General features: G+C 67.9%; 10 protein-coding genes. 5 read left to right on the top strand and 5 right to left on the bottom strand.

The window, feature by feature from the left end:
* Positions 1 to 7: 7 nt before the first annotated feature.
* Positions 8 to 1366, bottom strand: coding sequence for a hypothetical protein (locus ABGB08_RS36690; RefSeq protein WP_347600338.1), 1359 nt, complete (start codon positions 1364 to 1366; stop codon positions 8 to 10).
* 100 nt (positions 1367 to 1466) lie between these two features.
* A complete protein-coding gene (locus tag ABGB08_RS36685) occupies positions 1467 to 2981 on the bottom strand; it encodes a phospholipid carrier-dependent glycosyltransferase (RefSeq protein WP_347600451.1) in 1515 nt (504 codons plus the stop codon).
* Between the two features lie 203 nt (positions 2982 to 3184).
* Between ABGB08_RS36685 and rsmI the strand changes: the two genes are divergently transcribed.
* Complete coding sequence (gene rsmI / locus ABGB08_RS36680; RefSeq protein ID WP_347600335.1) at positions 3185 to 4027, top strand: 16S rRNA (cytidine(1402)-2'-O)-methyltransferase; 843 nt, start codon at positions 3185 to 3187, stop codon at positions 4025 to 4027.
* 121 nt (positions 4028 to 4148) lie between these two features.
* On the opposite strand, the gene ABGB08_RS36675 is transcribed toward rsmI, so the two are convergent.
* A complete protein-coding gene (locus tag ABGB08_RS36675) occupies positions 4149 to 5633 on the bottom strand; it encodes a hypothetical protein (RefSeq protein ID WP_347600332.1) in 1485 nt (494 codons plus the stop codon).
* Between the two features lie 97 nt (positions 5634 to 5730).
* On the opposite strand from ABGB08_RS36675, the gene ABGB08_RS36670 reads away from it, so the two are divergent.
* The 4 genes from ABGB08_RS36670 to ABGB08_RS36655 all read left to right on the top strand — a co-directional run bounded on the left by ABGB08_RS36670 (position 5731) and on the right by ABGB08_RS36655 (position 11135).
* The gene (locus ABGB08_RS36670; protein WP_347600329.1) at positions 5731 to 6951 is read left to right on the top strand and encodes a glycosyltransferase; all 1221 of its coding nucleotides are present in this window, start codon (positions 5731 to 5733) and stop codon (positions 6949 to 6951) included.
* Positions 6952 to 6991: 40 nt separating this feature from the next.
* On the top strand, positions 6992 to 8782 hold the full coding sequence (metG, locus tag ABGB08_RS36665; RefSeq protein WP_347600326.1) for a methionine--tRNA ligase: 1791 nt from the start codon (positions 6992 to 6994) through the stop codon (positions 8780 to 8782).
* A gap of 108 nt (positions 8783 to 8890) precedes the next feature.
* Entirely contained in the window at positions 8891 to 9748 is an 858-nt protein-coding gene (locus tag ABGB08_RS36660) for a TatD family hydrolase (RefSeq protein ID WP_347600323.1), read from the top strand.
* 463 nt (positions 9749 to 10211) lie between these two features.
* Positions 10212 to 11135, top strand: a complete 924-nt coding sequence (locus ABGB08_RS36655; protein WP_347600320.1) for a ubiquitin-like domain-containing protein — start codon at positions 10212 to 10214, stop codon at positions 11133 to 11135.
* A 174-nt stretch (positions 11136 to 11309) separates the two neighbouring features.
* Here ABGB08_RS36655 and ABGB08_RS36650 read toward each other — a convergent pair whose 3' ends face one another.
* The gene (locus ABGB08_RS36650) at positions 11310 to 12872 is read right to left on the bottom strand and encodes an integrin alpha (RefSeq protein WP_347600317.1); all 1563 of its coding nucleotides are present in this window, start codon (positions 12870 to 12872) and stop codon (positions 11310 to 11312) included.
* Positions 12869 to 14767 carry a protein kinase gene (locus ABGB08_RS36645; RefSeq protein ID WP_347600314.1) on the bottom strand — a complete coding sequence of 633 codons (1899 nt, stop codon included), beginning with the start codon at positions 14765 to 14767 and terminating at the stop codon, positions 12869 to 12871. The genes ABGB08_RS36650 and ABGB08_RS36645 overlap by 4 nt, the downstream gene beginning before the upstream one ends.
* Between the last annotated feature and the right edge of the window lie 53 nt (positions 14768 to 14820).

The raw sequence follows: 14820 nt of genomic DNA, 5'->3' as shown, positions 1-14820 counted from the left end.
GAAGAGCTCAGCCGAGGCCCGCGTACTGGCGAGGGCGCAGGGCCTGCGTGCGGAGCGCGGACAGGACCGCTTGCTGGCCGACGGGTGTCAGTTGCCAGCTTGCCCGCCAGTCGCACGACATGCGCAGATCCAGCGCGTCCAGCCGCCGCTGCAGCTCCCCGAGCGGGGTGGTCAGGTCCGCGGCGGAGACCTGCCCCCCGGCGGAGGACCGCCAGCCTTCGCCGTTGACCACGTCGGCCACCCGATCGCGCAGCTCCGCGTAGGGCAGAGGGTCGCCGTCCGCGAGCAGCATCAGCGCCGCCTCCCGGACGGAAACCTCGAAATCGTGCTCCCCCTGGGCCGGGGTGAGCAGGGTCGCCGTCGCGGCGGTCCACATCGCCTCGGGGTCGTCGGAGAGTTTGCGGCCGGCGACCGTGAGCACCAGCTTCCGGCCGTTGCGCCGCAGAGCCCGCAGTTCCTCGCTCACGATCTCCCGCAGCATCGTCAGGGTGGGAACGTCCGCCTCGCCCCGGATGGACCCGGCGGTGACCGTATCCCACCCGAACAGCTCGGCCGATTCCACCACCAGCGCCCGGGACAGGTTGAATTTCTGCGTCAGCGGAACTCCGCCGCTTCCGGCCGCCCAGTCCAGCAACCACCACAGCGACGCCAGATGCGGTTCGGCGGGAGCGGGAATGGGAGCGTAGAGCCGCACCTCGAAGGGCTGGGCGAGCTCGCGGCGGGCCTTGCCGCGGCCGAGGACCCAGCGGTTGAGGCGTTCGCCGTGGACACGATGGAGCCAGCAGTCACCGCCGAGTTCGGCGCGTGGCTCGGTGAGCCAGCGCGTGGTCAGCTCCACCCGGCCGCGGGTGAGACCGCGCATGACCGTCGTGGCGGGCGTCTCCGGTTCGTACGGCATGGCCAGCTCGCCCGACACGATCGCGAGCTCAAGCGCGGCGGCGCAGGCGACGTGCGCGCCGAGCTCCTCCGGGCCCATGATGGAGCTCCAACTGAGTTCGGGGACGTCGGGGGGCAGCACGCCGGTGGCCTCAAGCGCCTGCTGGTAGGCGGCGGCCCCGGCCTCCTCGCCCTCGCGGCCATAGGTGCGCAGGATGTGCGTGGTCGCTTCGGACGCGCACAGCGCCGCGTAGCGCTCCATGCCGCCCAGCTCGAAGAGCCGGCCGAGGGCGTGCGCGATGGCCACGTGATCTCCGGTGACCTTGATCGGCAAGGCGTACCAGAGGAACTCGCACACGTCGAGTTGGCTGATGGTCTCCAGGGCCTCACCGCCGGTGAGCCATTCCACGGCGATTCTGGCCGAGTCGGCGACGTCCGGCTCGGCGCGCTCCAGTTCGGCGAGGAGCGCCGCCACATCAGGTGCGGGCATGACCCGCAGTCTGCCGTATGGGACCCACCGTTGACGACGACCGAGAGACACTCGGGACCACCCCCCTAGTGACTCACGATACGGACACCGTCGCCAGAGCTCAGATCCAGCCCGACTTAAACAACATTCGGGCATACCAGTCCTGGTACGGAATGACCTCCGCGGACAGCACCGGATAGAGCCACCAGAAGTTGACCAGCGCGAGCAATGCGAACGCTCCCACGGCCACCGCCCCGTACAGACGCCGGTTGCCGGGCCGGGTCATCGGGCCGATGATCAACCCGGCGCCCAGCACGATGGCGAGGATCATGAAGGGGACCATGGGGATGGCGTAGAACAGGAACATCGTCCGGTTGTCGACGATCTGGAAGAAGAACCAGGGGAGCCAGCCCGCCGAATACCCGAGCAGGATCGCTCCGGCGCGCCAGTCGCGGGTCGCCACGTACCAGCCGATCATCGCGATCAGCGCGATGAGGCCGCCGAACCAGATGATCGGCGTGCCGGTGCCGAGCACGGCCCACGAGCAGTTGTCCGAGCCGCAGCCCTTGGGCGATTCGTAGAAAAATGCCACAGGGCGCAGCAACATCGGCCACTGCCAGGGCTCTGACGCGTACGGATGTGAGGAGTCCAGGCCGGTGTGGAAGGAAAGGATCTGTTTCTGGTAATCCACCCAGGAGCGCAACGAATCGAAGATGAAGTACACGGGGCCGTTGGAGGTCGCCTGGGCCCAGTTGCGGCCGTAGCCGCGGTCGGTGGCGAACCAGCCCGCGAACGAGAGCACGTAGACCAGCAGCGGGATGAGCGCGATCCAGGCGAAGGCGAGCGGGAGGTCGCGGCGGGTGGTGCCGAGGAGGGACTGGCGGAGGCCGACGGCGCGGCGGGCGCCGAAGTCCCACAGGACGGTCATGATGCCGAAGGCGGCGATGAAGAACAGGCCGGTCCATTTGGTGGCGAGAGCGCCTCCCAGGCAGAGGCCGGCGGCGAGGCGCCACGGGCGGATGCCGAGCGAGGGGCCGAGGTCGCCGACGCCGGAGGTCTCGTACCAGTCGGCCAGGCGTTGCCTGCTTCGATCGCGGTCGACCACCAGGCAGGCGAAACCCGCGATGACCCAGAACATCAGGAAAATGTCCAGCAGGGCCGTACGGGACAGGACGAAGTGCAGGCCGTCCAGGGCGAGGAGGAAGCCGGCGAAGCAGCCGAGGAGCGTGGAGCGGGTGATGCGGCGGGCCACCCGGGCCAGCAGCAGGATCGACAGGGAGCCGATGACGGCGGCCATGAAGCGCCAGCCGAACGGGGTCAGGCCGAACATCCACTCGCCGAGGCCGATCATCCATTTCCCGAGGGGCGGATGGACCACGTATGACGCGCATTGGTCGACTTGTTCGCAGACCTTGAAGATGTTCGTGTCGCCGCGGAGCACGGCCTGGTTGGCCGCGTCGCCTTCGATGAACTGGCGCTCGACGCCGTACTTGATGGTCGACCAGGCGTCTTTCGCGTAGTACGTCTCGTCGAAGACGATCGCCTTGGGCGTACCCAACCGGTCGAAGCGGAGGATAGCGCCGAAGATCGTTACGATGATCGGGCCGAGCCACCCCCATATCGCGCTGCCGGGCATCGGCGGGACCAGCCGATCGCGCACGGAGGGCGATGAGTTCTGCGGGTCCGGCTCGGGCTGCTCGTACGCCTGATTGGCGAAGTCGGTCACGGCCACCCGCCCACACTACTGGCGACACCACGCCACGAACACGACGTACGCGCCGATTCGATCCTGTTCGGCCACAGTCCGAACGGGGGCGCTGGGGATTACATACTGGTGCGGTGAGTGAATTCGGCAGGCTGGTGTTGGCGGGCGCTCCGATCGGGCAGGTCGGCGACGCGTCGCCCCGGCTGCGGTTGGCGCTCGAAACGGCGGATGTGATCGCCGCCGAGGACACCCGGCGGCTGAAGCGGCTGGTCTCCGATCTCGGGGCGAATGTGACCGGGCGGGTGGTGTCGTACTACGACGCCAATGAGATCGCTCGGGCGAAGGAACTTCTCGATGTGCTCCTTGCCGGAAAGACCGTGCTTGTCATTACGGACGCGGGCATGCCCGGCGTTTCCGATCCCGGTTACCGGCTGACCAAGCTGGCCGTCGACGCCGGTGTGCCCGTCACCGCCCTGGCCGGGCCCTCCGCCGTGACCACCGCCCTGGCGATCTCCGGGCTGCCCAGCGATCGTTTCTGCTTCGAGGGCTTCCCGCCGCGCAAGTCCGGCGACCGGGCGCGGCGCCTGGCTGGCCTGGCCACCGAGGAACGCACGATGGTCTTCTTCGAAGCGCCGCACCGGCTCCAGGCCTGCCTTGAGGCGATGGCCGAGGCGTTCGGTCCCGACCGCCAGGCCGCCGTCTGCCGCGAACTGACCAAAACCTACGAAGAGGTACGGCGAGGCGGGCTCGGCCAACTCGCCGACTGGGCCGCCGGGGACATCCGCGGCGAAATCACCATCGTGATCGCTGGGTACGCCCCTGATCAGACCGAGCCGGAAATCGAAGACCTGGTCGCCCAGGTCGCCCAATTGGAGGCGACCGGAGTCGCCCGCAAGGAAGCCATCGTCGACGTGGCGAAACGAGCGGGTATCCCCAAGCGGGACCTGTACAACGCCGTACACACGGCGAAGTCCTGAAAGGGCGCCGCCAGGTTCAGCGAGCGGCTTGGTAGCTCGCCGTTATCCGGCGCCGTTTACCTCGTCGTCGGTTCTCGCCGTCCCGGCGCCAGAAAGGGCGTTGCGGTCCTCTGGAGGGGTTTCAGGCTGCTTCGGGGAGGTCTGGCGGAGTGGGGCGGGTGCGGCGGAGGCCGTGGCGGAGGGTGATGGCGGCGGCGAGGCAGGCGAGGGGGGCCGCGGGGATCAGGTAGCGGTAGTCGAATTCGGCGGTCGCGGCGGGGGCGAGGATCAGGCCGACGGAGGCCAGCCAGGGGAGCAGGACGGGGCCGCCGAGTTTGCGCCAGCGGAGGGCCACGCCGTACAGGCCGATGAGGAGGAGGACGCCGAGGGCCAGGCCGGGCAGGCGCATGATCTTCTGGTAGCCGATCATGATGTCGGCCCAGGGGCGGGCGTTGACCGTGGCCGCGGGGCCGTTCTCGTAGGTTTCGGCGTCCGTGTGGGTCTGGCCGCGGAAGGAGGTCCATTGGGGGAGCCGGGTGGTGATGTTGTTGCCGAATTCGTACTGCAGGAAGGTCTTGGTGTCCGGGAACGGGCTGCGGTCCCAGCGGAAGGCGCGGAAGAAGTCCTTGGCGACGACGGCGAGGTAGTCGCCGGGCTGGCTGAAGATGGCGCGCGTCGCGAAGGCGCTGGTGTTCTTGTTCATTTCGGCGTCGAACTTCATGCCCGCGCCGAACACGTGGATCTGGTTGTCGTTGTCCCACCACAGGTAGGCCTGCGCGGAAGGGCCACGATCGGCGGGTTTCTTCGGGATGCAGAGCAGGGCGAGCTGGAGTTCGGCGCGGGGGTCGAGGCCCATCTGGTGGCAGTCCGAGAACGACGCGGTGCGCATGTAGAGGATCACGCCGTCGCTGCTGGTCATCGCGAACTGGCCGTTGACCGCTTTGAACCAGCCCATGTAGCCGACGACGGGAATCGCGCAGGCCGTCACCAATGCCAGGATCGGCTTCCAACCTGTCCGCTTGACCAGGAGGTAGACCACCACCAGCGCCAGGATCGGCAGGCCGATGCTGCGGGTGAGCGCGGTCAGCGCGAGCAGGCCGCCAACAGCCGCACCGACTTTCCACGACATTTCCCGATGCCACAGCACCAGCGTGATGACCCCGACCACGAGCAGGACGAACATCGCATCCGACATGATCATCTGCTCGATCTGGATCTGGTACGCGTCGAACAGCACCGGCACCGCGGCCAGCGTCGCCCCCCACCCAGGCAGGTTGAATCGCCTGGTTAAGAGCGCATATATCAGCACCCCAGTGCCCAGCCCCATCAGATGCTGGGTGAACACCACCAGGGCCAGGCTGTGCAACGGCTTGAGTATCAGCAGCCAGAATCCGTACCCATCCGGGCGGATCGGGTGCGGACGGGGGTGCAGCGCGACGGAGATGTAGTCGTAGGAGTCGTTGAACCACATCGCCGGGCCGAAGCCCAGCATCGTGATGATCCGCAGGACCGCGCCCAGGCCGAGAGCGGCGGCGAACCAGCGATGCCGGCGCAGAAACGCGACTGAACGCCCCCACCGTCCGATGCTGGGGGCGCTCAGCGTTGTCGGTTCCGCGACCGCGACCATGGTTACAGAATGCCAGTCGTTTCACGGACTTGACTCGGGCACGTGGGGGTAGCGGGCATGATTGGTTGATCTGATCGGGAGCTTGAGGGGTTGCGACGTGGAACTCACGGTGGTCATGCCCTGCCTCAACGAGGCGGAGACCGTGGAAACGTGTGTGCGCAAGGCGCTGGACTGCATGCGCGAAAACGGCATCGAGGGCGAAGTGGTGATCGCCGACAACGGCAGCACCGACGGCTCGCAGCAGCTGGCCAGGGATGCCGGTGCCCGCGTGGTGCACATTGCCGAGAAGGGGTACGGAAACGCTCTGATCGGTGGCATCCGGGCGGCGCGCGGCAAGTACGTCATCATGGGCGACGCGGATGATTCCTACGATTTCACCGGTCTGCTGCCGTTCGTTGAGGAGCTGCGCGCGGGTGGCGAGCTGGTGATGGGCAACCGCTTCAAGGGCGGGATCGCCCCGGGCGCGATGCCCCCGCTCCACCGCTACCTGGGCAATCCGGTGCTCTCGTTCGTCGGCCGGCTGTTCTTCCCGAGCGCGATCGGCGACTTCCACTGCGGCCTGCGTGGCTTCCGGCGGGACTCGATCCTGCGTTTGGGCCTGCAGACCGGCGGCATGGAGTTCGCCTCCGAGATGGTCGTGAAGGCGACCCTGCAGGGCCTGGACGTGCGCGAGGTGCCGACCACCCTCTCGCCCGACGGCCGCTCCCGCCCGCCGCACCTGCGCTCCTGGCGGGACGGCTGGCGCCACCTGCGCTTCCTGCTGCTGTACAGCCCGCGCTGGCTGTTCTTCATCCCCGGCCTGGTGCTGATGACGCTCGGCCTGGTCGCGGGCACCGCCCTCACGTTCGGCCCGGTCTACATCGGCAAGCTCGCGTTCGACATCGACACCCTGGTCGGGGCGTCCGCGATGGTGGTGATCGGGTTCCAGGCCGCGCTGTTCGCACTGTTCACCAAGGTGTACGCGGCCGAGGAGGGGTTCCTTCCTGAGGACCGGCGGGTGCGGAAGCTGGTGGACATCGTGACCCTGGAGAAGGGCCTGGTCGCCGGTGGGCTGCTGGCGCTGGGCGGTCTGGTCGGCCTGATCGCCTCGCTCGCGCACTGGGGCGGCCGGGGCTTCGGGGAGCTGATTCCGGCCGAGGTGCTGCGCATGGTCGTGCCGTCGGCGACCGCGTTCATCATGAGCTTCCAGACGATCTTCGCGGCGCTGTTCATCAGCATCCTGGGGATCCGCCGGTCGAAGGAGACCTCGATCGACATCGCCGCGTCGGCGGCCGAGGAGGCGGCGGAGGCCGTCACCCGTACGGCCACGCGGGGTTAATCGGTTCGAGCGGGCGGTCAAGGGGCTCTAGGCTGGACGCATGTCTCAGCACATCTTGACCGCCGTCGCGTGGCCCTACGCCAATGGGCCGCGGCACATCGGGCACGTTTCCGGGTTCGGCGTGCCGTCCGACGTCTTCAGCCGCTACCAGCGGATGGCGGGCAACAAGGTGCTGATGGTCTCGGGGACCGACGAGCACGGCACCCCGATCCAGGTCCAGGCCGACAAGGAGGGCCTTTCCGCCCGTGACCTCGCCGATCGGTATAACCGGATCATCGCCGAGGATCTGACCGCGCTCGGGCTGTCGTATGACCTGTTCACCCGGACGAGCACGCGCAATCACTACGCGATAGCCCAGGAAATCTTCCTCGGGTTGTACAACAACGGATACGTCTTCCCGAAGACCACGCTCGGCGCGGTTTCCCCGTCAACCGGGCGCACTCTGCCTGACCGCTACATCGAGGGCACCTGCCCGATCTGCGGGTATGACGGCGCGCGCGGCGACCAGTGTGACAACTGCGGCAATCAGCTCGACCCGGTCGACCTGATCAATCCCCGATCGCGCATCAACGGCGAGACGCCCAAGTTCATCGAGACCGAGCATTTCATGCTCGATCTACCCGCCTTCACCGAAGTGCTCGGCACATACCTGCAAGGCAAGCAGGGCGAATGGCGTCCGAACGTGCTCAAGTTCGCGCTCAACCTGCTTGGCGATCTGCAGCCTCGGGCGATCACGCGGGATCTGGACTGGGGGGTGCCGATCCCGCTGGATGGCTGGCGTGACCGCAGCGACAAGCGGCTGTATGTCTGGTTCGACGCCGTCATCGGGTATCTCAGCGCCTCGATCGAGTGGGCCCGGCGTTCCGGCGACCCCGACGCCTGGCGCGCCTGGTGGCAGAACCCGGACGCGCGCGGCTACTACTTCATGGGCAAGGACAACATCGTCTTCCATGCCGAGATCTGGCCGGCGCTGCTGTACGGCTACAACGGCGAGGGCGCGCGCGGTGGCACGCCGGGGTCACTCGGGCGGCTTGAGGTGCCTTCCGAGGTGGTTTCGAGCGAGTTCCTGACGATGGAGGGGCGGAAGTTCTCCTCCTCCAGGTCTGTCGTCATCTACGTGCGCGACTTCCTGGAGCGGTATTCGGCCGACGCGCTGCGCTACTACATCTCGGTCGCGGGTCCGGAAAATCAGGACACCGACTTCACCTGGTCGGAGTTCGTCAACCGCAACAACGGCGAGCTCGTCGCGGCCTGGGGCAACCTGGTCAATCGGTCGATCTCCATGGCGGCCAAGAACTTCGGCGAGATCCCCGCCGCCGTTGATCTCACCGACGCCGACCGCGCGCTGCTCGCTCGTTCGCGTACGGCTTTCGCCTCTGTGGGCGCCGAACTCGCCCGATCCCGGTTCAAGAACGCCGTCAACGAGGCGTTCGATGTGGTTCGGGATGCCAACAAGTACCTGGCCGAGCAGGAGCCTTGGAAGATCAAGGACGATCCCTCCCGGCAGGGGTCGATCCTGCACGTGGCGTTGCAGGTGGTCGACGACGCCAAGACGCTGCTCACGCCGTTCCTGCCGACCTCGTCGAACAAGATCTTCGACATGCTGGGCGGGGAGGGTGTCTGGTCCGGCATGCCGCAGATCAGCGAGGTCGACGAGGATGGCGGGCCCAGTTACCCGATCATCACGGGTGCCTACGACGGGGCTGCGACCTGGGAGCACCGGCCGATCCGGTCCGGCACGCGTCTCGCCCCGCCCACGCCGCTGTTCACCAAGCTGGACCCCAAGATCATCGATGAGGAACTGGCGCGCCTGGCCGACCCCGCCAAGTGAAACGCTCGGTGGGGTAAGACGGTTCGGCAACGAACGAGGGCGTGGTTACTCCCACGCCTCCGGTCGGGCTGAGGAATTCTGATCGGGGGACGGCGATAGGTTGTGGGCATGTCGCGTGAGATGCCGTCCCCGCCTGAGCCGCTGGGAACCGAGGTGTTCGATTCCCACTGCCATCTCGACATCATGGTCGGGGATCGGCAGGCGTCCTCCGGGGATCCGGTGGCGCTGGCCGCTCAGGCGGCCGGGTCTTCGGTGGCCGCGGTGGTGGAGCAGGCGCGGGCCGTGGGGGTCACCAGGCTGGTGACCATTGGGTACGATCTGCGGTCCTCGCGGTGGAACGCCGAAGTGGCTCGGGACCATCCGGATGTGTACGCAGGGGTGGCGATCCATCCGAATGAGGCGCATGCGGCCACGCCTGAGGTGCTCGCGGAGATCGAGGAGCTGGCTCGGCAGCCGAGGGTGCGGGCGGTGGGGGAGACCGGGCTCGACTTCTACCGGGACTGGGCGTCGCACGACGACCAGCACGCGAGTTTTCGGGCGCACATCGAGATCGCGAAGCGGACCGGCAAGGCGCTGGTGATCCATGATCGGGACGCGCACGATGCGGTGCTGGCGGTGCTCGCCGAGGAGGGAGCGCCGGAGGTCGTGGTGTTCCACAGCTATTCGGGCGACGCCGAAATGGCCAAGAAGTGTGCCGAGGCGGGATATTTCCTATCGTTTTCTGGGCCGGTGACGTACAAGAACGCAGGTTATCTGCGGGAAGCGGCGGCGGTGGCGCCGGTGGAGCTCATGCTGGTGGAGACGGATGCGCCGTATTTGCCGCCCACGCCGCACCGGGGAAAGCCCAACGCGCCCTACCTGATCCCGTTGACGTTGCGCTGCCTGGCCGAGGTGAAGGGCGTGGATGCCGACGATCTGGCCCGGGCGGTCAGTCACAACGGGGAGCAGGTTTTCGGCGCCTGGTAGAGCCAGATCGGCAGAACGCCTGCTAATGCGTGGCTTTTGCGGCATATTGGGGCTAATCTCCTGAGCCAACTGCGACCAATGTCACGGCGGGGATTCAGTGATGAGGTTGAGGTAGGAGTGACGACGGCGCTAGCGTCGTGAGCCGGTCAACCTCCGGAAGGACGCGTCCATGTATTCACCGACATTGGAGCAACCGTTCGGGGGCGGCATCGGCGAGTCGGGAGGCGAGCCGGTCGGGCCGCCGCGGGTGGGTCGCAGGCGCAGAGGTCAGTCCGCCGAGGTACCGTCCAGCGATCCCGTTCCCCCGGGTGAGCACTCCTACGACACGCGCGAGGACGGGCTGTCGGGTGGTGTTCGACTAGGGGAATCGTTAGACGACGGTGTTCCGAGGCCGAGGTCGCGTCGGGCGCGGCGGCAGAGCGGTCATGAGGGTGCTTTGTCGCCTGAGGACCTCCACGACCTGATGCTTGAGCCGAGCCGGCAATCCGCGCCCACCTGGCGGACCTGGCTGCTCTCCCCCTGGGCTGGATCGCTTTACGCCGCCCTGGCCGGAATATCACTCGGCATGATCGTTGGCGGCGGGCTGGCCACCGAGGTCACCCTCGACGTCGACGGAGATCTCATCACGTTACGCAGCTTCGCCGGAACCGTGCATGGCGTGCTCGACGCCGCCAATGTGAGCTACGACGCCGAAGACCACGTCCAGCCCACCCCGACCGAGCCCGTGGCCGACGGCGCCACCATCGTCGTACGGCATGCGCGCCCGCTCACCCTGATCATGGACGGCAAGCGCAGCACCCATATGATCACCGCGCTCAACGTCGGCGACGCTCTCGAAGACCTCAAACTCGACCCCGCCCGCCTCCGGCTGTCCGCCAACCGCATGCGCCAGATCCCGGTCTCCGGCTTCAAACTGAGCGTGCGAACCCAGCGCAAGGTCTCCATCGTCGCCGACAAGATCCGCGTCACCACCATCACGACCGGCCGCACCGTCGCCGAGGTCCTCAAACAGGCCAACATCACCCTCGCCAAGGGCAACACCGTCCGCCCCGGCCTGAAAAACTTCCCCGAAGACGGCTCGGTCATCCGGGTGATCCCCGCCCTCCCCCCGCACACGATCCCCATCGCCCCCAACGTCGCCGCCCTCAACTGGGCCGGCCTCGCCGACTGCGAATCCCACGGCAACCCCAAGGCGTACAACCCCGGCGGCCCCTACTACGGCATGTACCAGTTCAGCCTCCCCATGTGGAGAGCCGTAGGCGGCACCAGAACCCCCATCGACTGGCCCGCCGAAGAACAGACCTACCGCGCCCAACTCCTCTTCCAACGAGTCCAGGGCCGCTGGCAAGGCCAATGGCCCCACTGCGGCGCCCGCCTCGGCGCCTAACACATCCACCCAACGACCCGGGTTGCTCACCGTTATCCGGCGCCGTTCACCTCCGCACCACTCCTCGCCGCACCGGCGCCAAGAAGGGTGCCGCTGCGGCGAGACGCATCACCAGCGTGAACGGCGCCGGATAACGGCGAGAGACCCGGTGGCCTGCTTATTCGGTTAGGTGCTCTAGCCGACGGAGCGGCCTAGGTCGGTGGTTCCCTTGCGGGTGGTTTTGATGAGGGTGGCGGGGCCTACGGCGCGGGTGGCTACGGCGCCGCCGCCTTTGCGGTCGGGGATGCCGATGACCAGGCCCTGGCCGGGGGAGAGGCCGTTGGGGTTGCCGTAGGAGGCTAGGGACCAGCCGAAGTGCTGGTAGGGCTGGGGGTCGGGGAAGTCGAGGGTGTCGCCGCTTTCGCCGCCGCGTACGGAGGCGAAGCGGACTCGGCCGGTTTCGCGGGCCTCGCTGGTTGAGGCGAAAGGTTCGCCGATCGCGAGGACGGGGACGCGGGGGTTCAAGAAGGCCATGGACCAGCCGATGGCGGCGCCTTTGACGACCGGGATCGTGGGGAAGCGGAGTTCGCCGACGCCCATGCGGATGGTGCGGAAGGGGGCGAGTTCGCCGGAGCCTTTGCGTTCGAACAGCTGGATCGCGCCGGTGTTGGCGATGTCGCCCTGGTCGGCCAAGGGCATGCTGACCGCGAGATATGCGGTGTCTCCCCACTCGGCGTACGCCAGGGACCAGCCGAAACGGTTGCCCGATTTCTCGACGACGTCCTTGGTGGCCTGGTTGAGGTCCCATTTGCGGCTGGTGTAGGGGCCCTTTTCGAGGACGTCGAAGATGACCGCGACCATGCCGGAGTCGATTTTGCCGGAGGCGACCTGAATTCCGGTGCCGTCGTTGTTCTCGTACGGCGCGCCGACGACCAGGTCGGGTTTGTCGGAATCGCCGCCGAGGTTGCCGATCGCGAGGGACCAGCCCCACATGTCGCCGACCTCGCCGTTGCCGATGACGCCTTCGTTCTCCTGGGTGAGGCGTTTGGTGGAGCGGATCGTCCCGTCCAGCTCGAAGACGTGCACCGCGCCCGCGTCGGCGGGTTCGTCGGCGTGGGGTTCGCCGACGGCGACGATCGCGCCGCCGCCGGTCAGGTCAGCGGCGGCCAGGGACCAGCCGAAATGGGCTTCCGGCTGCTTGTCCGCGTCCAGCGGGAGCACCTCGGCGTCCCCACCGGAGGCGGTTCCGAAGAAGACGTAAGCGGCACCGGTGTCGGTGTCGCCCGCGTAGGGGGCGCCGACGATGACGTCGAGGCATTTGTCGTCGTTGACATGGGCTGTTCTTACGGCCCAGCCGAAGCCGTCGCCGGGTTCGGGGTTGGGGCTGCGCAGTTCGAGCGTGCCACCGGCACCGGGGAGGCCGTCCGGCGCCTCTTCGGTCTTCCCGCCCAGGAGGACCTGAACGATGCCGGCGCCCTCGATGCCGTCGAGGTCGGCGAAGGGGTCGCCGGTGACCGCGTCGGTGAGACCGTCACCGTTGAAATCGGCGGGGCCTGCGGTGGTAGCGCAGTCAGCACGTGCGGAAGCCGCGCCACGCGCAATACCGGACGTGTGGGCGGATGCCGTGCCAGCCGCAGTACCGGATATGAAGGCGGAAGCCGTACCCGATGCGGATGCCGTACCGGAGGCGAGGGCCGGGGTGGTCAGGACGGCGAGCGCGGTGGCGAGGGATGCGGCGAGGACCGCGGAGCGGGTCATAGCTGAGCCTCCACTTCGTCGGTGAGGGACAGCTTGGTGGGGGTGCGGCCGGAGGGCAGGTCGAAGACGAGGACGCCGTCCACCTTGGTGCCGGGTTTGAGGGCGGTGGGGAGGGTGGTCGAGGTCTCGTGCGGCGTGTATTCGCTGCCTTTGTCGTCGATGAGGGTGGGGGCCACGCCGTTGAAGGCGGCCAGTTCGCCGCCGGTGTTCAGCATCGACCAGCGGACCAGGCAGAAACCGCCCTTGGCCGCGGTCGCGCCCTCATGGGTCTGTACGCCGCAGCGGGGCTGCTGGGGGATGATCAGGGCGAGGTCGTATCCGCCGAGCGTGATCTGGCGGCCGACGTCCTCGCCGATTCGGGGCGGCGCGGAGACGCTGGCCTTGGCCAGGGGCTTGGGCTCTTCGTCGGGTCCGGCGGTGAGCAGAACGACCAGCGTCACCGTCAGCGCCGCCACCACGGCACCCGCGCCCAGCAACCACCGCATGACCGACGTGCGCTCACGCTTCCCGGCCTCGGTGGGCGAATCCTCCGCATAGGGGAGGCCACCCCGAGGATCGGTCTCCACCGACCGCCACGCCTGCTCCATGGCCGTCAGCGACGCGGCCTCCGGAACCGGGTTCTGACCAGACGTGCCGTAGGGAGGACGACCAGAGGCAGCCCCAGAACCGGGAGCAGTACTCTCCTGAAGGTTACGAACGGGCGGAGAACTCTCCGGATTTGGGGGAGCGCCTACCCGGAATCCGGCTGGAGCCGACGGAGCGCTCTCAGCTGGGGTCTTTTCCTGAGGGCTGGCCGGGGGAGCGTCGCTCGAACTGCTGCGACCCGTTGCGGAATCGCTCGGAGAGGTGCTGCGGGGAGTCGGAGCTGGAGTCGGAGCCGGATTTTCGGTGGTTGCGGGAGATAAGGCCGCCTTCTCAGGCGTCGGAAGCGAGAACGTGGCAGTCCGGGCCAGAATCTGGGTGGCGTCCGGTTCGGCGGCCACGTTCGGTGGGGCCTCCCAGGACTCGGAGAGCATTTCGGTGGCGACCAGCGTGTTCTGCGAGCCGGACGCCATCGACGCGGGCTCCGGAATCGCGCCACCCACCAGGGCGATCAGCAGATCCTGCGCGGTCGGCCGCTGGAACGGATCCGGATCGGTCGCCCGCCGGGCCAGCTCGTTCAACGGAGCGGGCAGGGCACCAAGATCAGGCCGCCCGCCCAGCACCCGGGCCGCGAGCGTGACCGCGTCCCCCCGCCCGTACGGATGCCGCCCACTGCCCGCATACGCCACCAAACAGCCCCACGCGAAGATGTCCGTCCACGGGCTGATCTCCTGCCCGCGCACCTGCTCCGGCGCCCACCACCCGGGACTACCGAGTAACTCCCCGGACTGGGTGAAGCTGTGCGTGGCATCCAACGCCCGCGCGATCCCAAAGTCGATCACCCGCGGCCCGGACATGGACAGGATCACATTCGCCGGTTTCAGGTCGCGATGCACCAACCCCGCCACATGGATCGCCGCCAGCGCCGCCGCGACCCCCAGGGCCACCCCGTGCAACGGCCCCGGATCGAGCGCACCGAACTGGGTGATCTGCCGCGACAGCGGAATCCCGGCGATGTACTCCGTCACCATGTACGGCGTTCCGGTCTCGGTGTTCCCGTTGTCCAGCACCTGTGCCGTACAGAACGACGCCACCCGGCGCGCGTTCTCCACCTCGCCGTGGAATCGAGCGGCGAAATCCTCATCCGTGGTGAATTGCGCCTTCACCACTTTGACCGCCACCAGCCGCCCGGTAGGCGCGACGGCCAGGTACACCGTGCCCATGCCGCCCTCGCCCAGCCGGCCCAGCAGCCGGTAGGGCCCGATCGCGGGCGGATCGTGCGGGGTAAGCGGCTCGGCGCCGGTCGGTTCCATCGGGGGATCTCCTACTACCTGGGATTGCGCGCCCACGTTATCCACCGTTGCCT

Origin of the sequence: Acrocarpospora sp. B8E8, from assembly GCF_039871605.1 — a bacterium.
GTDB classification, from domain to species: Bacteria; Actinomycetota; Actinomycetes; order Streptosporangiales; family Streptosporangiaceae; genus Acrocarpospora; species Acrocarpospora macrocephala.
The sequence above is the reverse complement of the archived record's forward strand: the minus strand, read 5'-3'. Positions and strand labels throughout refer to the sequence as shown.